Annotated in this window: 16 protein-coding genes; 11 read left to right on the plus strand and 5 right to left on the minus strand. The window is 75.7% G+C overall.

Annotation, left to right across the window (positions count from 1 at the left end; all coding sequences use genetic code 11):
- Positions 1-94 precede the first annotated feature (94 nt).
- Positions 95-367, minus strand: coding sequence for a hypothetical protein (locus tag ACFRQN_RS33080; protein ID WP_380744034.1), 273 nt, complete (start codon positions 365-367; stop codon positions 95-97).
- Positions 368-542: 175 nt separating this feature from the next.
- On the opposite strand from ACFRQN_RS33080, the gene ACFRQN_RS33085 reads away from it, so the two are divergent.
- Positions 543-1136, plus strand: a complete 594-nt coding sequence (locus ACFRQN_RS33085) for a LuxR C-terminal-related transcriptional regulator (RefSeq protein WP_380744036.1) — start codon at positions 543-545, stop codon at positions 1134-1136.
- A gap of 36 nt (positions 1137-1172) precedes the next feature.
- On the opposite strand, the gene ACFRQN_RS33090 is transcribed toward ACFRQN_RS33085, so the two are convergent.
- The 3 genes from ACFRQN_RS33090 to ACFRQN_RS33100 form a co-directional block, all read right to left on the minus strand.
- Positions 1173-2390 carry a hypothetical protein gene (locus ACFRQN_RS33090; protein WP_380744038.1) on the minus strand — a complete coding sequence of 406 codons (1218 nt, stop codon included), beginning with the start codon at positions 2388-2390 and terminating at the stop codon, positions 1173-1175.
- Between the two features lie 44 nt (positions 2391-2434).
- The gene (locus ACFRQN_RS33095; protein ID WP_380744040.1) at positions 2435-3661 is read right to left on the minus strand and encodes a hypothetical protein; all 1227 of its coding nucleotides are present in this window, start codon (positions 3659-3661) and stop codon (positions 2435-2437) included.
- Positions 3662-3939: 278 nt separating this feature from the next.
- Complete coding sequence (locus ACFRQN_RS33100) at positions 3940-4284, minus strand: hypothetical protein (RefSeq protein WP_380744042.1); 345 nt, start codon at positions 4282-4284, stop codon at positions 3940-3942.
- Positions 4285-4569: 285 nt separating this feature from the next.
- Between ACFRQN_RS33100 and ACFRQN_RS33105 the strand changes: the two genes are divergently transcribed.
- Both ACFRQN_RS33105 and ACFRQN_RS33110 read left to right on the plus strand, forming a co-directional pair.
- Positions 4570-5784, plus strand: a complete 1215-nt coding sequence (locus tag ACFRQN_RS33105; protein WP_117492013.1) for a histidine kinase — start codon at positions 4570-4572, stop codon at positions 5782-5784.
- Complete coding sequence (locus ACFRQN_RS33110; RefSeq protein ID WP_380744044.1) at positions 5781-6488, plus strand: response regulator; 708 nt, start codon at positions 5781-5783, stop codon at positions 6486-6488. The genes ACFRQN_RS33105 and ACFRQN_RS33110 overlap by 4 nt, the downstream gene beginning before the upstream one ends.
- Before the next feature lie 117 nt (positions 6489-6605).
- Here the strand turns inward: ACFRQN_RS33110 and ACFRQN_RS33115 are convergent, their stop codons facing one another.
- Positions 6606-8018: an amidase gene (locus tag ACFRQN_RS33115; protein ID WP_380744047.1), complete on the minus strand. Its 1413-nt coding sequence runs from the start codon at positions 8016-8018 to the stop codon at positions 6606-6608.
- Between the two features lie 135 nt (positions 8019-8153).
- Here ACFRQN_RS33115 and ACFRQN_RS33120 point away from each other — a divergent pair, with 135 nt between their 5' ends.
- The 8 genes from ACFRQN_RS33120 (at position 8154) to ACFRQN_RS33155 (ending at position 17363) form a co-directional block, all read left to right on the plus strand.
- Positions 8154-8816: a TetR/AcrR family transcriptional regulator gene (locus tag ACFRQN_RS33120; RefSeq protein ID WP_380744049.1), complete on the plus strand. Its 663-nt coding sequence runs from the start codon at positions 8154-8156 to the stop codon at positions 8814-8816.
- A gap of 160 nt (positions 8817-8976) precedes the next feature.
- On the plus strand, positions 8977-10224 hold the full coding sequence (gene aroA, locus ACFRQN_RS33125) for a 3-phosphoshikimate 1-carboxyvinyltransferase (protein ID WP_380744051.1): 1248 nt from the start codon (positions 8977-8979) through the stop codon (positions 10222-10224).
- Positions 10225-10326: 102 nt separating this feature from the next.
- Positions 10327-11352 carry an RNA ligase family protein gene (locus ACFRQN_RS33130; protein WP_380744053.1) on the plus strand — a complete coding sequence of 342 codons (1026 nt, stop codon included), beginning with the start codon at positions 10327-10329 and terminating at the stop codon, positions 11350-11352.
- A 167-nt stretch (positions 11353-11519) separates the two neighbouring features.
- Positions 11520-11897, plus strand: coding sequence for a YciI family protein (locus tag ACFRQN_RS33135; protein ID WP_380744055.1), 378 nt, complete (start codon positions 11520-11522; stop codon positions 11895-11897).
- A complete protein-coding gene (locus tag ACFRQN_RS33140; protein WP_380744057.1) occupies positions 11894-13171 on the plus strand; it encodes an RNA polymerase sigma factor in 1278 nt (425 codons plus the stop codon). Before ACFRQN_RS33135 ends, ACFRQN_RS33140 begins: the two co-directional genes overlap by 4 nt.
- Before the next feature lie 167 nt (positions 13172-13338).
- Positions 13339-14388, plus strand: a complete 1050-nt coding sequence (locus tag ACFRQN_RS33145; RefSeq protein WP_380744059.1) for an alpha/beta hydrolase — start codon at positions 13339-13341, stop codon at positions 14386-14388.
- Between the two features lie 310 nt (positions 14389-14698).
- Positions 14699-15610 carry a diiron oxygenase gene (locus tag ACFRQN_RS33150; RefSeq protein WP_375873214.1) on the plus strand — a complete coding sequence of 304 codons (912 nt, stop codon included), beginning with the start codon at positions 14699-14701 and terminating at the stop codon, positions 15608-15610.
- A 58-nt stretch (positions 15611-15668) separates the two neighbouring features.
- Positions 15669-17363 (plus strand): 4Fe-4S binding protein, encoded by a 1695-nt coding sequence (locus ACFRQN_RS33155; protein WP_380744061.1) that lies wholly within the window; start codon positions 15669-15671, stop codon positions 17361-17363.
- The last annotated feature ends 87 nt before the right edge of the window (positions 17364-17450 follow it).

Below are 17450 nucleotides of genomic sequence, written 5' to 3' on the forward strand. Positions count from 1 at the left end.
ACCTTCGTGGTCGACCGGCCGTTCCCTCGATCCGGGATCCGGATCAGCGGTGTCCCCGCTCCGGGGGTCCGTACGTCCGGTGGTGCGGGGTTCGTCAGCCTTGGTTCCAGGTGGCGCCCGAGCCGGTGAACGCGCCGGAGACGCCGGTGTCGTCGGACCAGATCCAGAGGTCGCTGTGCTGGAGGCCGTCGGCGGAGACGGTGGAGTTCGCGTCAGCGACGCCGGCGCCGTTCTGGTTGACGACGAACTGACCTTTGCCGAAGTTCGCGTCCAGGCCCTCCTGGGCCGAGGCGATGCCTGTGGTGCCGATCGGCCCGCCGGAACCAGCGGGACACGTGCCGCCGCCCCGCGCAAGCGGGGTCGCCATCCGAACGGTGCCCACGGTGCGTCAGACGTGCCGCGCCGACCTGCGGAAACGGCCGCTCGGGCGGTCGATCGCCGAGGTCGTCCGGGCGGAGCAGGCGGTGCGTCAGGAGACGCGGCGGCGGCCGTCCGCCCCGAGGGCCGACCGGCCGCCGGGCTCACGGGGCCGTGGATTGCGGTTGGCCTCGTTGGCGGACGAGCCCGACCCCGTCCTGGTCACCCGGGTCGGCACCGGGGCCCTCTACCTCGACCGCCTCGGCGCGGTGTCCTCCCGGCACGCCATGCTGCTGGAGGCGTCGGCCGCCCTCTGCGCCGAGGACGACCGGGACGCCCTGCGCCGCTTCGCCCTCGCGCTGGACACCCCCGGGGCCGACCGGTGGCGCTTCGACCACGCCCGGGTCCGGCTCGCCCACGGCGAACGGCTCCGCCGGGCCCGGGCGAGAGTCCGGGCCAGGGCCCAACTCGCCGCCGCCCTGGAGGTGTTCGAGGAGCCGGACGCCCGGCCGTGGGCCGAGCGGGTGCGGAACGAACTGCGGGCGACGGGTGCGAGCAGGCCGCGGGCGGACGCCTCGAACACCCACGGCCTGAGCGCCCAGAAGCTGGAGACCGCCCGCCTCGCCGCCTCCGGACTCACCAACAAGCAGATCGCCGAACGGCTGCTCCTCTCGCACCGGACCGTCGGCGCGCACCGGTACCAGATCTACGAGCGGCTCGGCATCACCTCCCGCACCATGCTGCGCGACGCCCTCGGGCCCGCGCCGGAGCAGGGCTGAGAACGGCCGGTCCGAGAGGGGGCCGGCCGTTCCGCGTCAGGGCTTCCAGACCACGGGGTGGGACGCGACCGGCTGGCCGGCCGCGTTCAGCTCGACGGCGTGACCGGCGACCAGTCCGGCGTCGTTGATGTACCTGGCCTCGGTGTACGGGCTGAGCGGGGACGGCGGGAGCGTGACGGTCGTCCCGTCGGGCTGCCACAGCAGGGCGGTGCTGCGGGTCCAGTCCGGGCCCTGGGCGCTGCCGACGGCGGTACCCGCGCTGTTGACCGCCATGGCCTCGCTCTGCCGACCCGCCGGGCCGCCGAGCAGGGTCTGGCTGCCGTCCGGGTTCCAGCGGGCGGCGAACGTGGAGTGCGCCGCGTCGAACGTGGCCCCGACGACGGTGCCCGCGCTGTTGACGGCCCGTGTCCGGCCGTAGCCGGCGTCGCGGACAGTGCCGTCGGCCGTCCAGACCAGCACCCGGTCGAACTCCGTGCCGCCGGCCCGCCGCCCGTGGCCGAGCACCACGCCGTCGTCGGTCATCCTGTCCACCCGGGCGCCGTCGACGCCCGGCGGGAGCGGGAGCGCGGTCACCGTGTCCGTCGGGCTCCAGAGCACCGGGGTCTCCTGGTAGTCGCCGTTGCCGAGGCGCCGCTTGGAGATGCCGGCGACGATGCCCGCGTTGGTGACGGAGGTGGTCGAGCCCATGGTGTCGCCGGGCAGCAGCGGCAGGTCGACCCTGGTGCCGTCGGCCCGCCACTTCAGGGGCTTGGGCTGGTACACCTCGTCGTACGAGCCGCCGACCACCACGCCGGCGTCGTTGACCGCGAACGCGCCGCCACCGCGGACCCCGGCCGGCAGCTCCAGCGCGGTCGGGGTGCCGTCCGGGGCCCAGCGGACCGGGTGGTTGTCGCTCAGCGACACGAAGGAGAGACCGACCACGGTGCCCGTGTCGTTGTACCCGCTCGGGCGGCTGGACAGGTCGCCGGGCAGCGGCGCCAGGACGGTGTAGCCGAGGTGGTCGGGGCTCCAGCGGATGGCGCGCGGACCGGACTGGCCGGGGGTCTTCGCGAAGTACTCGCCGACGACGGCGCCGTCGCGGCTCAGGCCCCACACCGTGCTGTAGGCGGTGTCCGGCGGGGTCGGCAGGAACTGCGGGGAGGCCAGGTAGTGGGCGGGAGCGGCAGCCGCCGCGGGTATCGGGCCGAGGAGCAGGGCGGCGGCCGTCGCGGCGGCGGCGAGGGCGGCCGTACGAGGGGTGCGTGAACCGGTCATGCGGAGAACTCCTGTCTCGTCGGGGCGACTTCGGGTCGTGGCCATCAGGGCTTCCAGACCATCGCGCGCGGCAGCGACTGCGCGTCCGGCAGGGTGGCGTGCCCGACGATCACCCCGGACTCGTTGATGACGGAGGCCGAGGCGTACGGGCTGAGCGAGGACGGCGGGAGCGTGACGGCCGTCCCGTCGCGCTTCCACAGCAGTGCCGTGCCGTGGTACCAGTCCGAACTCGTCGCGGTGCCGACGGCGGTGCCCGCGCTGTTGATCGCGTTCGCCGTGGTCTGCCGGCCCGCCGGGCCGTCGAGCAGGGTCCGGGTGCCGTCCGGCCGCCAGTACGCGGCCTGCAGGGGGCGGGCGGCGCCGAAGGCCGCCCCGACGACGGTGCCGGTGTCGGTGATCGAGTTCGGCCGGCCCTCGCCGATGTCCCGGACGGTGCCGTCCGCCGCCCAGACCACCAGCCGGTCGAGCTCGGTGCCCCCCTCGCGCCGTCCGCTGCCGAGGATCACGCCGGAGTTGGTGATCCGGCGGGCCCCGACCACGTCGATCCCCGGTGGGGGCGGCAGTTCGGTCACGGTGCCCGACGGGCTCCAGACCACCGTACGCGTCCGGGGTTCGCCGCTGAGGCGCCGTTCGGACCAGCCGATGACGAAGCCCGCGTCGTTGACGGCCGTGGTCGAGCCGGTGTCGTCGCCGTCCAGCAGGGGCAGGGCGACCCGGGTGCCGTCGGCCCGCCACTTCACGGGCCCGGGGCGGAACACCGCGTCGTACGAACTGCCGATCGCGACACCGGCGTTGTTGATCCCGGACGCGCCGCCGCCCCGGGCTCCGGCCGGCAGTTCCAGGGCGGTCGGGGTGCCGTCGAGGGCCCAGCGGACCGGGTGGTTGTCGGTCAGCGACGCGAAGGAGACCCCGACCGCGGTGCCGGCCTCGTTCATGGCGCCCGGGCGGGTACCGGTCTCGCCGGGCAGTGGTTCCAGGGTGGTGAGGCCGAGGTTGCCGGTGTTCCAGCGGAGGGCGCGCGGGGCGAACCGGCCGGGGATGTCCAGGTAGCACTCGCCGAGGACGTCGCCCGCGTTGTTCAGGCTGTACGCGGTGCTGAGCGGGGCGGCGTTGGCGGGCAGCGGTAGGAGGTGTGGGGTCGGGAGCAGGTGGGAGGTCGGGAGCGGTGCGCCCGGGTCGGCCGTTGCGGCGGGTACCGGGCCGAGGAGCAGGGCGACGGCCGTCGCGGCGGCGGCGAGGGCGGCCGTGCGCGGGGTGGATGAACCAGCCATCCGGAAACTCCTGTCTCTTCAATGACCTTGTGGATCAAGCGAATTGACGTTCCGTCGGAATCAGGCTGGTCGGGTGCCCGGTCCGGTGGCCAAGTCTCGGCCACCGTCCGTTCGTTGGCAGGCCGATCACCGAAACGGCCGGAATCCGCACCCCCGGATCCGCATCGGGCTGGTCGGGAGGGGTGCGGATCCGGGGCGGCGGCCGATTTCCCGTGGTTCGGCCGTGCGGGGCGGTGGGGGTGCCGGGGCGGGCGTCGTTGCGCCTCCGCCCGGCTGCGTCAGCCGGGTGCGGTCGCTGGGCCGCCGCTGCCGGTGGTGCCCTCGGTGGTGCCCTCGGCGGCGTCCCGGCCGCCGCTCCAGCCGCTTCCGGAGCCGCCGCCACCGGAGCCGCCGCCGGTGCCGCCGCCGGAACCCCGGACGTACACCGTGAAGGAGGTCAGGCCGGGGGGCAGTTCCCAGGCCCCACCGGCCCGGACGGACACCCGGTAGGCCTGCGGGCCGCCGTCCCGCTGGGCGGGTGCGGCCGGGGCGGTCGTCGTGGTGCCGGTCGTGACGGCCAGTGCCGTGGCAGTGGACGCGGTCGCCAACAGGCCTTGCCGGAAGAGCTTTTGATTGATCGTCATCCTTGCGATGGTCTGATCTCCGGCGGCCCCGGCGGTGGCTTCGACCCCGAATCACGCGAACGAGTGGTCGCGTTCCGGCCGAGTTCGACGGGGCCCTCGTCGGTGAAGGTCGGCGGCCCTCGGACGGGCGGCGTGGGACCGCGCCCGGGGCCCCGCCGCGGGGAGCCGCGTCGCGCTCGGCGGAGCCAGCGGGTGGCGGACGGCGCGGGGCACGGCGCGGACCTGCGGAGATCCTCCCTCGATCGGGGGAGGGCGAGGGTGCGAAGGCCGGTGATACTGGCGGACATGATCAAGGGACTGAAGCCGCTGCTGCGCGGGTCGACGTATACAGGTGTGCTGTTCGCGGTGGTCGGGGCAGTGGCCGCGCTGCCGGTGGCGATGGTGGCGCTCGGGGTGACGCTGGGGCTGTCCGGCCGCCCGGACTCGGTCTGGGTGGCGCTGCCCCTGTGGGCGGTGCTGCTCGGGCTGTGCGGGCTGCCCCGGCTGGTGCGCCGGGTGCTGGCGGCGGGGGCGCGCAGGACGCTGGGCGTCGCGGTGCCCGCCCCGGTGAAGGGGGCCGCCGCGGCGGAGTGGTGGCGGACGCCGGCGTTCGTGGTGGCGCACGTGGCGCTGGGCTGGACCGTGCTGATCGGCGGCAGCACGCTGCTGGTGACGGCCGTGGCGCTGCCCGGGCGCTGGGCGGAGGGCACGGCGAGGGTCAGCCTCCTCGGCTGGGCCACGGACGTGACGGGCGTCTGGGCCTGGATCGTGGGAGTGCTCGCCCTGGTGCTCGCGGCGGCGCTGTTCGTGGCCGTGTCGGGCGCGCTGCGGTGGCTGGCGCCCCGGCTGCTCGGGCCCTCGCCGGCCGAGCGGCTCGCGATGGCCGCCGAGCGGGAGCGGCTGCTGGCCGAACGCAACCGGCTGGCCCACGAACTGCACGACTCCATCGGGCACACCCTGACCGCCGCCACCATCCAGGCCGCCGTCGCGGGCGAGGTGCTGGCCGACGACCCGGTCGCCGCGCGGGCCGCCATGCGCAGCATCGAGGAGTCGACCCGGGCCGCGCTGGAGGACCTCGACTACGTGCTCGGCGCGCTGCGCGAGGAGCAGTCCGGCACCGCGCCGACCCGCACCCTCACCGACCTGCCCGAACTGATCGACCGGCTCCGGCACGCGGGCGCCGTCGTGGCGCCGCGCACCACCGGGGACCTGGCGCAGGTGCAGGGCACGCTCTCCCGGGCCGCGTACCGGATCGTCCAGGAGGGGCTGACCAACGCGCTGCGGCACGGCTCGGGCGGGACGATCGAGCTGCGGGTGGCGGCGGGGGCGGACGAGCTGGAGCTGAGCGTGGTCAACGGAGTGGCGGACGGGGCCGGGGCGGGCGGCTTCCCGACCTCCGGGCACGGCCTGCCCGGGCTGGCCGAGCGGGTGCGGCTGCTGCACGGCGAGTTCGAGGCCGGTCCGTACGGCGAGGGGCAGTGGCGGCTGGCGGTCCGGCTGCCGATGCGGTGGTCGGCGTGAGCGGGAGCGGTGAGGACAGGGCGGCCGACCCCGCCGCGGGGGCGGCGCCCGACGTCACCCTCCTGATCGCCGACGACGACCCCGTCACCCGCAGCGGCCTGAGCACCCTGCTGGGCGCCCAACAGGGCATCACGGTGGTCGGGCGGGCCGCCGACGGCGTCGAAGTGGTCCAGCAGGTCCGGATGTTGCGCCCGGACGTGGTGCTGATGGACGTGCGGATGCCGCGTCGCAACGGGATCGAGGCGACCCGCGAACTGCTGAAGGACGCCGACCCGCCCAAGGTCGTGGTGATCACCACCTTCGAGAACGACGGCTACGTCACCGCCGCGCTGAGCGCCGGCGCCAGCGGCTTCGTGCTGAAGCGGCGGCCCGTCCCGCAGATCGCCGAGGCGGTACGGGTGGTGGCCGCCGGGGAGGCGGTGCTGTTCCCCGCCGCGCTGCGCCGGATGGTCGCGGCCCGGCCGCTGGAGTCGGCCGAGGCGCTGCCCAGGGCGGCGCTGACCGGCCGGGAGGAGGGGGTGCTGCGGCTGATGGCGACCGGGCTCTCCAACCCGGAGATCGCGCAGGCCCTCGCGGTGAGCCAGGAGACGGTGAAGACGCACGTCGGGAACGTGCTGGGCAAGCTCGGCGCACAGAACCGGACCCACGCGGTGGTGATCGCCTACGAGAGCGGGCTGGTGGTGCCGGGGCTGCCCGGCGCCTGAGCGGCGGTGCGGCCACGGTGATGTGGCCACGGCGGGAGCAGCCCCGGCGGTCGGTGCGGCCTGCGGCCTGCGGCGTGCGGTGTGCGGGCGTGCGGCCTGTGGCTTACGGCCTGCGGCTTACGGCCTCGGGTCGATCGGGGCGAGGGTGCCGAGGCGGTCCTCGACGGCCTGGGCGGCGGCCAGGCAGAGGTCCTCCCGGAAGGCCCGGCCGACGAGCTGCACACCGGTGGGGAGGCCGTCCGCGGCGAGACCGGTCGGGACGGCGACGGACGGGACGCCGACGAAGCTGGTCACCGAGCAGAGCCGCATGGCCGAGGCGACCCGGTCCCGGCCCGCCTGGTCCCGCGACTCCAGGCCCGGTTCGACCGGCGGCTCGGTGAACACTGGGCCCAGCAGCAGCGGGTACGCGTGCAGGAACTCCGCCCAGGAGCGGCGGATGTTCATCCAGGTGCCCAGCAGCCGGATCAGGCCGGGGCCGTCCACGGGCGGGGAGCTGCGCATCGTCAGCTCGATGAAGCGGTCGCCGCCCTCGCCCAGCAGCTGCCGGACGGCGGGCCAGTTCGGCGCGAACTCGGTGCCGGTCAGGCGGTGGTAGGTGTCGAGCGCCTCGTCCAGCCGCGGGACGTCGGGGACCTCCTGGACGTCGTACCCGGCGTCGCGCAGGGCGTCGGCGGCGGTCTCGACGGCGCGGCGGACGGTGGGGTGGACGCCGTGGCCGCCCGGGTCGGCGACGACGGCGACCCGGACGGGGGCGGCGAGCGGCTCGCCGTACAGCGGGACGGGCACGGCGCGCGGGTCGCGCGGGTCGGTGCCCGCCAGCGTCTCGTAGGCGAGCCGCAGGTCGGCGACCGTACGGGCCAACGGGCCGTCGGTGACCAGGACCTGGGAGGCCGGGCCGGGGTCGTCCGGGCCGATCAGGCGCTGGTCGGCGGGGAATCGGCCGGTGGTCGGATCGAGGGCGGCGACCCCGCAGAAGGAGGCGGGGATGCGGACCGAGCCGCCGGAGTCGTTGCCGAGGCCGAGCGGGGCCATCCCGGCGGCGACGGCCACGCCGTCCCCGCCGCTGGTGCCGCCCGGGGTGCGGCGCCGGTCCCAGGGGTTGTAGGTGTCGCCGTACAGCTCGCTGCGGGTGTGCATCCCGGCGAGGATCAGGGTCGGCAGGTTGCTGTGGCCGATCGGGATCGCCCCGGCCGCGCGCAGCCGGGCCACCGGGACGGCGTCGTCGGTGGCGACGTGGTCGCGGAAGCGCGGGGTGCCGAAGGTGGTGGCCACGCCGGCGATCGGGGTGCACTCCTTCACGGTGAACGGCACGCCCGCGAGCGGCCCGAGGCGCTCGCCGGCGGCCCGGCGGCGGTCGGTGTCCCGCGCGGCCGCGCGGGCCCGGTCGGCGAGGAGCTGGGTGACGGCGTTCAGACGGGGGTTGACCTCGTCGATCCGGGCCAGGTGGCTGTCCACCACCTCCAGGGCCGACACCTCGCCGCCGCGCACGGCGGCGGCGAGTTCGGTGGCGGGCTTGCTCCACAGGGACATGGGGGCGCTCCTCGGCGGGTCGTCGGGCTCGTTCCGATGCGGTCGCATCGGAACGGAACGAACCCTAGCCCGGAACCGATACGCTTGCATCGGAATATCGAAGTTCGGAGAGCACGGCGGACGAGGAGCACGGGCATGCCGAAACAGGTGGACCACGAGGGCCGGCGCCGGCGGATCGCCGAGGCCGTCTGCCTGCTGGTGGACGAGCACGGGCTGGAGGGCGTCACCCTGCGGGACGTCGCCACCCGGGCGGAGGTCTCGATGGGGGCCGTCCAGCGCTGCTTCCGCACCAAGGAGGAGATGCTGCTGGCCGCGCTCGCGCACGTCGGCGAGCGGGTCACCGCGCGGGTGCGGAACCGGCTCACGGCCGGCCCGGCGCAGTCGGCGGCCACCGAACTCGGGCTGGTGGCGGGCGAGGTGGCGCTGCTGCGCGAGGAACACCGGGCCGAGGCCAGGATCTGGCTCGCCTTCGTCGCCGGAGCCGCCGTCAACCCGGCGCTGGCGGCCACCCTGCGGAGCAGTTACGCGGCGCTGGAGGAGCTGGTGGTGCGGCTGGTCGCGGAGGCGGCGGGCGGGGGATCGGCGCTGGGCGGGGCGACGCCGGGCGGGCCGGCGGCCGGGGGATCGGCGCTGGGCGGGGCGGCGGTCGACAGAGCGGTGGACGCGCGGAACGAAGCCCGTACGCTGCTCGCCCTCGCCGACGGGCTCACCGCGCACGTACTGGTCGGGCACCGGACGGCGGCGGAGGCGGAGGAGGTCCTGCACACGCACCTGGCCGGGCTCTGGGCGCGCTGCTGAAACGGCCCCTCGGCACGCGGCTGAAGCCTTCGCCCACTGTTGTCGCCCCCGTCACCGTCCAGTCCGTGGATGGTCGGCCACGGCGGTGGCCGGGTCGGGCAGGATCGGGCCCGACGTCACCGGAGACACCTGTCGGACACTCGAGTTGGGAGAGCCTGCCGTGACTGCTGTGGAGATCCCCGGGTCCAAGTCCATCACCGCCCGGGCGCTGTTCCTGGCCGCCGCCGCCGAGGGCGTGACCACCCTGCGCCGGCCGCTGTCCTCGGACGACACCGAGGGCTTCGCGCAGGGGCTGGACACCCTCGGGTACCGGATCGAGCGGACGGCCGGGGCGTGGCGGGTGGAGGGCCGCCCGGCCGGTCCCGCCGTCCCGGAGGCCGAGGTGTACTGCCGCGACGGCGCCACCACCGCGCGCTTCCTGCCCACCCTCGCCGCCGCCGGCCACGGCACGTACCGCTTCGACGCCTCCGCCCAGATGCGCCGCCGCCCGGTCGCCCCGCTCACCCGGGCGCTGCGCGACCTGGGCGTGGACCTGCGGCACGAGGAGGCCGAGGGGCACCACCCGCTGACGGTCCTCGCCGACGGCGTCCGCGGCGGTGAACTCACCCTGGACGCCGGGCAGTCCTCGCAGTACCTGACCGCGCTGCTGCTGCTCGGCCCGCTCACCCGGGACGGCCTGCGGATCACCGTCACCCGGCTGGTCTCCGCGCCGTACATCGGCATCACCCTGGCGATGATGCGCGACTTCGGGGTCGAGGTGAAGCGGGAACGGACGCCCGCGGGCGAGCTGTTCGAGGTGCCCCCCGGCGGCTACCGGGCCGCCGACTACCCGATCGAGCCGGACGCCTCCACGGCCAGCTACTTCTTCGCCGCCGCGGCCCTGGCCGGCCGGGAGGTCACCGTCCCCGGCCTCGGCCGGGACGCGCTCCAGGGCGACCTGCGCTTCGTCGACGTGCTGCGGCGGATGGGCGCCCGGGTGGACGTCGGCGCCGACCGCACCACGGTGGCCGGCGAGGGCCCGCTCGGCGGGATCACCGTCAACATGCGGGACATCTCCGACACCATGCCCACCCTCGCGGCCATCGCCCCGTTCGCCACCGGGCCGGTGCGGATCGAGGACGTCCACAACACCCGGGTCAAGGAGTGCGATCGCCTGGAGGCCTGCGCCGACAACCTGCGCGCGATGGGCGTCACCGTGGCCACCGGGGACGACTGGATCGAGATCCGGCCCGGCACGCCCCGCCCGGCCGAGGTCACCACCCACTCCGACCACCGGATCGTCATGTCCTTCGCCGTCACCTCGCTGCGCACCCCCGGCATCACCTTCGACGACCCGGGCTGCGTGCGGAAGACCTTCCCGGGGTTCCACGAGGCCTTCGCGGCGCTGCGCGCGGAGTGGGGGGTCTGACCCGCGCCGCTCCGACCCGGGTCGTCGGTCCGACCCGGGTCGTCGTCCGGGCCGGGAAATCCCGGTTGCCAGGCGGCGGCCCCGGCGGCGAGGATTCCGTTCGTGTCCGAGACGGTGTTCGAGACGGTGTCCGACGGGCCCGGGCTGCGGCCCTACCCCAAGATCCCCGCCCGGGGCCGCTCCGGCGGGCCCGGCAGCCGCGAGTGGACCGCGGCCGAGAAGGTGCACGGGGCGCACTTCGCCGTGGTCTGCGAAGGCGGCTCCGTACGGGCCGCGAAACGGCGTGAACTGCTGGACGACGAGGGGCTGGACGGCTTCTTCGGGGTGAGCCGGATCTGGCCCGAACTGTCTGTCGCGGCCGCCCGGTTCGCCGCCGCGGTGCGCGAACCGTGGGGCGCCGCCGCCGTGGTGACGGTCTACGGCGAACTGGCCGGCGGCCGCTACCCGCACCCCGGGGTGCCCGCCGTCCCCGGCGTCGACCCGGTCCAGACCGGCGTCTGGTACGCCCCCGGCCTGCGCTGGCTGCCCTTCGACGCCACCGTCGAGACACCCGAGGGCCGCTGGTGGATCGCCGACCGGACCCTGCGCGCGGCCGCGCGGGCCGCCGGACTCACCTGCGTCCCCCTGCTCGGCCACGGCCCGCTGAACACCCTGCACGACCTGCCGGTCCGCTACCCCAGCCGGGTGCCCGCCCTGTTCGGCCTGCCCGAGCTGCCGGACAACCTCGCCGAGGGGTACGTCCTCAAACCGGCCGGCGAATGGCACGAGTCCGCCACCGCCCGTCCGCTCGTGAAGGTGAAGCAGCGGGCCTTCGCCGAGGACGACCGCTACGACGGCGCCCGCCCCTACCTCCCCCCGCCGGAGGGCGCGGCCGGCGTCCCCGCCTGGCTCCTCGTCCAGGCCTCGGCCCTGCTCACCCCCACCCGCGCCGCCGCCGCCGTCAGCAAGCTCGGCCCCCGCACACCCGCGCAGGCCGTGGCCGCGGAGATCGCGGCGGACGTGGCCGAGGAACTCGCCGACGCCGTGGGAGGGTTGGACCCAACCGTCCTGGCCGCCCTGCGCCAGGCCCTCGAACCGGGAGCCCTGGCCCTCACGTCCTTCGACGCGGAGGACCGGCGCAACTCCTGAGCGCCGGGTGGCCGGCGGCTGCCGTACCTTGATCGTTCGTGGGGGTCAGGGGCGCGAGAAAGATTCCTCGGAAAAGTCGTCGGCCGATGTAGAGGCCGGGTTCCGCCGCTCCGACTGAGAGGTGACGGCGCGCCGACGGGGCGCGTGAGACGGAGGGGACACCCGGAATGAAGTACGTCGCGATGATCTACGGCAACCAGGCCAAGTGGGACTCCTTCCCGGCCGAGGCGTGGCCGGAGGCGATCGCCAGGCAGGAGGCGTTCAACGCGCGGTACCGGGAGAGCGGGGAGCTGGTCGGCGCGTACGGGCTGGCGGACGCGGCGGCGGCGCGGCTGGTGCGGCGGGCGGAGGGGGTGCCGGTGGTCACCGACGGGCCGTACCTGGAGACCAAGGAGTACGTGGCGAGCTTCTACCTGCTGGACTGCGAGAGCCTGGAACGGGCCCAGCAGATCGCGGCGGACATGCCGTTCGCGGACGTGGAGCCGGTGGAGCTGTGGCCGGTCCTGCGCGAGTCCGTGGCGGGCGACCTCCCCGTGTGCGAGTGAGCGGAACGACCGGTGCCGTCGAGGGCCTGCTGCGCGAACTGGCGCCGCAGGTCCTCGGCGTGCTGGTGCGGCGGCACGGCGGGGCGTTCGACGCGTGCGAGGACGCGGTGCAGGAGGCGCTGCTGGCCGCCGCGACGCAGTGGCCGGAGGGCGGGGTGCCGGCCAACCCGAGGGGCTGGCTGGTGACGGTCGCGGAGCGGCGGCTGGTGGACCGGGTGCGCAGCGATTCGGCGCGCCGCCGCCGGGAGGAGGCGCTGGCGCTGGCCACGCCGCAGTCGGCGCTGCTCGCCCCCGCGGCCGACGCGCCCGACCCGGCGGCGGACGACTCCCTTGCGCTGCTGTTCCTCTGCTGCCACCCGGCGCTGTCCGTGCCGAGCCGGATCGCGCTGACCCTGCGCGCGGTCGGCGGCCTGACCACCGCCCAGATAGCGGCCGCGTTCCTGGTGCCCGAGGCGACGATGGCGCAGCGGATCAGCCGGGCGAAGCAGACGCTGAGGAGCGTGGGCGGGGGACTGTCCCTCGGCGGGGGAGAGTCCCTCCCGGAGGGCGGGGCGGGGCGGCTGGGCGAGGTCCGGCACGTGCTGTACCTGGTCTTCAACGAGGGCTACACGGCGAGCGGCGGCGAGGAGCTGACCGCGCCGCGGCTGTCCGAGGAGGCGATCCGGCTGACCCGGCTGCTGCGGCGGCTCACCCCCGGGGACGCCGAGACGGCGGGGCTGCTCGCGCTGATGCTGCTGACCGACGCCCGGCGGCCGGCCCGTACCGGGTCGCACGGCGCGGTGGTGCCGCTGGACGAGCAGGACCGCGGCCGGTGGGACCGTGAACTGCTGGACGAGGGGCTGGAGTTGATCGCCTCGGTGCTGCCGCGCGGGCAGGCCGGGCCGTACCAGGTGCAGGCCGCGATCGCCGCGGTGCACGGGGAGGCGGCGACGGCGCGGGAGGCCGACTGGCCGCAGGTCCTGGCGCTGTACGACCTGCTGCTGCGCCTCGACCCGAACCCGGTGGTGGCGCTCAACCGGGCGGTCGCGGTCGCGATGGTGCACGGGCCGGAGGCGGGGCTGGCACTGGTGGCGGAGCTGGCCGGGGACCGGCGCCTGGCCCGGCACCACCGGCTGCTCGCCGTCCGGGCGCACCTGCTCGACCGGCTCGGCACCGACCCGGCGGCCGCCGCCCGCGCCTACCGGGAGGCGGCGGCCCGGACGGCGAGCGCCCCGGAGCGGCGCCATCTGGCCTCCCGGGCACGGCGGTTGGAGGTGGCCTCGAGTACGGGGTGAGCGGGCGGGCGGCAGGGTCGAGGGCGGGGGCGGGGGCGGGGTCGAGGGCGGGACCAGACGGCGTCCAGGGGGCTTCCGCGTCCGCCGGGAGGGGCCCATCATGGGCTCCCGGCCCCGGCAGAACCGCCCCGACACCGTTCCAGGGCCGCCGTCAGGAGGCAGAAGAGATGACGATCCCACCGCCCGTTCGGATCCAGGCCGCCGTCGTCCGCGCCGCGTACGCGCTGCCCGAGGGCCTGCGGCGGGCCGTCGCGGGCAAGCCGGTGGTCCTCGACGGGCAGACGCTCGCGCTGGACGCGCAGTTGATACTCAAGCTCCAACGGCTGTCCGGGGCGTCCCTGGTGATGTCGGGCGGGGTCGGGCCGTCGCGCGCCGCGATGGAGCACGCGCGGCACCTGGTGGGCGGGCCGCGCAACCGTACGGTGGCCGCGCGGAGCGTCGGCATCCCGCAGGAGCACGGCGAACTGGCCGCGACGCTGTACACCCCGGAGGGGCTGGCGGCCGGTTCCGGCCTGCTGGTCCTCCTGCACGGCGGGGGCTGGGTGGTCGGCAGCCGGGCCAGCCACGACCACGTCGCCCGCTTCCTCGCCCAGCGGGCGCGGGTGCGGGTGCTGTCGGTGGAGTACCGGCTGGCGCCCGAGCACGCGTTCCCGGCGGCGGCCGAGGACGCGCTGGCCGCGTTCGACTACGCCTACGCCAAGGCCGCCGACCTGGGCGCGGACCCGGAGCGGATCGCGGTCGGCGGGGACAGCGCGGGCGGCAACCTGGCCGCCGTCGCCGCCCAGCAGGCGGTCCGGCGGGGCGGCCCCGCGCCGGTGTTCCAGCTGCTGCTGTACCCGGCGACCGACGCCTCGACCCGGCGCCCCTCGCGCGCACTGTTCGCCGACGGGTTCTTCCTGACCAGCGCCGACATGGACTGGTTCGCCGACCGGTACGCGCCCGCGCCCGCCGACTGCACCGACCCGCGGCTGTCGCCGCTGCTCGCCGAGGACCTGACCGGCCTGCCGCCCGCGTACATCGGCACCGCGGGCTTCGACCCGCTGCGCGACGAGGGCGAGGCGTACGCGCGGGCGCTGGAGGAGGCCGGGGTCGCGGTGCGGCTGAGCCGGCAGTCGGACCTCATCCACGGGTACGCCAGCTACATCGGCGTCGGCCACCGCTTCCGGGAGGCGACGGCCGAGGCGGCGGAGGCGCTGCGGCAGGCGATCGGCGGGTAGCGGCAGCGTGCCGGAGGGCTTGCGGCGAAGGGCGGGACCCCGGCAGCGGGCGGGTCCCGCCCTTCGCCGTGCCGTGAGACGGAAGGCGGGGCGGGGCCGGAGGCGGAAGGAGGACGGGGCCGGAGGCGGAAGGGGGGCGTGACCGTGAGACGGGAGGGGGCGTGCCCGGAGGCAGAAGGGGGGCGTGAGCCGTACGGTCACGCGCCGGATCGCTGTCGCGCAGGGGGTTCTCGGCGACCGGCTCTTATTGTACTGTCCGTCTAATAAGCGGGTGAGCGGGAACCCGCGGAACAGGCACCTGGAGGCAGCCATGGCTCTCACCTGGCAGACGGGGCACGGCCACACCACGGCCGACGACGACGTCTCGAAGCGGCTGCTGGAGTCGGCCGCCACCCTCTCCTACGACCCCTCGACCGAGATCGACTGGGACGCCCCCCTCCCGGACGACCACTACGGCCTCAATCCGGAGTGGAGCACCCTCTACGGCACCCGGCTGTGGGACGAGATGACCGAGCGCCAGCGGGTCACGCTCACCCGGCACGAGGTCTGCTCGATCATGAACACCGGCATCTGGTTCGAGATGATCCTCCAGCAGATGGTGCTGCGCGACCAGTACCTCAAGAACCCCGCCACCGCCGAGTTCCAGTTCGCGCTCACCGAGATCGCCGACGAGTGCCGTCACTCGATCATGTTCGCCCGCGCCTGCGCCAAGATGGGCGTCCCCGCCTACCGCCCGAACAAGGTGATCGCCCAGGCCGGGCGCGCCTTCAAGGCGCTCGCCAAGGGCGAACTCGCCTACGGCGGCATCCTGGTGGCCGAAGAGGTGCTCGACGTCATGCAGCGCGACTGGATGCGCGGCGAGAAGGTGCTGGAGATCGTCCGCGGTACGTCCCGGATCCACGTGGTCGAGGAGTCCCGGCACATGAAGTTCGCCCGGCAGGAGATCCGCGAGCGGATGCGCCACGCGAGCCCGGCCCGCCGGCGCGCCTCGGCCACCGGCATCGCCGTGGGCGCGTACGTCATCGTCACCAGCATGGTGCACCCGGGCGTGTACAAGGCCGCCGGGCTCGACGTGCAGCGGGCGCTCGCCGAGGTGCGGGCCAGCGAGCACCGCAAGGCGATGATGCGCACCAGCTCCCGGCACCTGATGGCCTTCCTCGCCGAGACCGGTCTGCTCACCGGCCGCTCGGCGGCCGTCTACCGCCGGGTGCACATGCTCTGACGGACCGTCACCACCGAGCCGCCCCATCCCCCACGCGCAGCGAGGACCCACCCCGGCCATGGCCTACGCGATCACCCAGACCTGCTGCAACGACGCCTCGTGCGTGTCCGTCTGCCCGGTCAACTGCATCCACCCGACCCCGGACGAACCGGAGTTCGGCACCACCGACACGCTCTACATCGACCCGCGGGCGTGCATCGACTGCGGCGCCTGCGCGGACGCCTGCCCGGTGGACGCCGTGTTCCCGGTCGACCGGCTGCGCGGACCCGACACCGTGTCCGGCGACCTCAACCGCGACTGGTTCCGCGACCACCCCAACGACCACGCCTGGGGCGCGCCCAGCTTCCCGCGCAGCCTGCCGGCCGAGGTCGGCGCGCTGCGGATAGCCGTCGTCGGCACCGGCCCGTCCGCCGGGTACACCGCGCAGGAACTGCTGCGCGGCACCAGCGCCGAGATCACCATGATCGACCGGCTGCCGGTCACCGGCGGCCTGCTGCGCCACGGCGTCGCGCCCGACCACCAGTCCACCAAGCGGATCGCGGAGAGCTTCGCGAGCGTCTTCCACGACCCCCGGCTGCGGATGCACCTCAACGTGGAGATCGGCACGGACCTCACCCACCAGGAGCTCGCCGCCCACCACCACGCGGTGGTGTACGCGGTCGGCGCGGCCGCCGACCGCCGGCTCGGCATACCCGGCGAGGACCTGCCGGGCAGCCTGCCCGCCACCGCCTTCGTCGGCTGGTACAACGCTGAACCCACCGTGCCCGCCGACGCGGTGGAGCTGTCGGCGGAGCGCGTGGTGGTGGTCGGCAACGGCAACGTCGCGGTGGACGTCGCCCGCATCCTGCTCACCGACCCCGACCGGCTCGCCGCCACCGACATCGCCGACCACGCCCTGGCCGCGCTGCGCCGCAGCCGGGTCCGGGAGGTCGTGCTGCTCGCCCGGCGCGGCCCCGGGCAGGCGGCGTGGAGCAGGGCGGAGTTCCTGGCGCTGCGGCGGCTGCCGGGCGTCGAGGTGGTGGTGGCGGACCACCCGGAGGTCCGGGCGGCGATCGAGGCGGCGGCGGGGGCGGAGGCGGAACGGGGGTCGGAAGCGGGGTCGGGCACGGCGTCGGGGGCGGCGCTGCTCGCCGGGCTGCCGCTGGTGCCGCACGACGGTGACGCGGCGCCCGGGCCGGGGCGGCGGATCGTGCTGCGGTTCCTGTCGGCGCCGGTCGAGCTGTCCGGGGAGGGGCGGGTCGAGGCGCTGACCGTCGAACGGACCGCCCAGGCGGCGGACGGCCGGGTCGAGGGCACCGGGGTACGGGACGTGCTGCGGGCCGGGCTGGTGGTGCGCTCCATCGGGCACCGGGGCGTCCCGCTGCCCGGGCTGCCGTTCGACGAGCGGACCGGGACGGTCGCGCACCGGGCGGGGCGGGTCGTCGACCCGGCGACCGGACGGCCGCTGCCGGGGACGTACGTGGTGGGCTGGGCCAAGCGCGGGCCCTCCGGCGGGATCGGCGCCAACCGGGCCTGCGCCCGGGAGACGGTGGGCGCGCTGCTGGACGACGCGACCGCCCGCGCGCTGCCCGTCCCGGAGGCGGGGCGCGGCGACTTCGAACGGCTGGTGCGCAGGCGGCGGCCGGACGCGGTCGGGCTGCGGGAGCTGCGGGCGGTGGACCGCGCGGAACGCGAGCGGGGCGAGGCCGAGGGGCGGCCCCGGGTGAAGCTCGCCACCGTCGCGGAGCTGCTGGCGGCGGGGCTGCGGCGGTAGGGGCCGTCTTCGAACTCGCGCCTGCGGGGCGGCGCACAGGACGTGGGCGGCGAAAACGGGGTGGGCGCGCACCGAGCACCGGCGGCG

Origin of the sequence: Kitasatospora sp. NPDC056800 (assembly GCF_042789775.1) — a bacterium.
Taxonomy (GTDB): Bacteria; Actinomycetota; Actinomycetes; order Streptomycetales; family Streptomycetaceae; genus Kitasatospora.

What these genes read in the sequence shown, in the direction of transcription:
- ACFRQN_RS33150 (WP_375873214.1), top strand. Translation starts at nt 14,699, where the DNA reads ATGGCTCTCACCTGGCAGACGGGGCACGGCCACACCACGGCCGACGAC.
- ACFRQN_RS33155 (WP_380744061.1), top strand. Translation starts at nt 15,669, where the DNA reads ATGGCCTACGCGATCACCCAGACCTGCTGCAACGACGCCTCGTGCGTG.
- ACFRQN_RS33115 (WP_380744047.1), bottom strand. Translation starts at nt 8,018, where the DNA reads ATGTCCCTGTGGAGCAAGCCCGCCACCGAACTCGCCGCCGCCGTGCGC.
- ACFRQN_RS33105 (WP_117492013.1), top strand. Translation starts at nt 4,570, where the DNA reads ATGATCAAGGGACTGAAGCCGCTGCTGCGCGGGTCGACGTATACAGGT.
- ACFRQN_RS33135 (WP_380744055.1), top strand. Translation starts at nt 11,520, where the DNA reads ATGAAGTACGTCGCGATGATCTACGGCAACCAGGCCAAGTGGGACTCC.
- ACFRQN_RS33100 (WP_380744042.1), bottom strand. Translation starts at nt 4,284, where the DNA reads ATGACGATCAATCAAAAGCTCTTCCGGCAAGGCCTGTTGGCGACCGCG.
- ACFRQN_RS33090 (WP_380744038.1), bottom strand. Translation starts at nt 2,390, where the DNA reads ATGACCGGTTCACGCACCCCTCGTACGGCCGCCCTCGCCGCCGCCGCG.
- ACFRQN_RS33120 (WP_380744049.1), top strand. Translation starts at nt 8,154, where the DNA reads ATGCCGAAACAGGTGGACCACGAGGGCCGGCGCCGGCGGATCGCCGAG.
- ACFRQN_RS33095 (WP_380744040.1), bottom strand. Translation starts at nt 3,661, where the DNA reads ATGGCTGGTTCATCCACCCCGCGCACGGCCGCCCTCGCCGCCGCCGCG.
- ACFRQN_RS33145 (WP_380744059.1), top strand. Translation starts at nt 13,339, where the DNA reads ATGACGATCCCACCGCCCGTTCGGATCCAGGCCGCCGTCGTCCGCGCC.
- ACFRQN_RS33080 (WP_380744034.1), bottom strand. Translation starts at nt 367, where the DNA reads ATGGCGACCCCGCTTGCGCGGGGCGGCGGCACGTGTCCCGCTGGTTCC.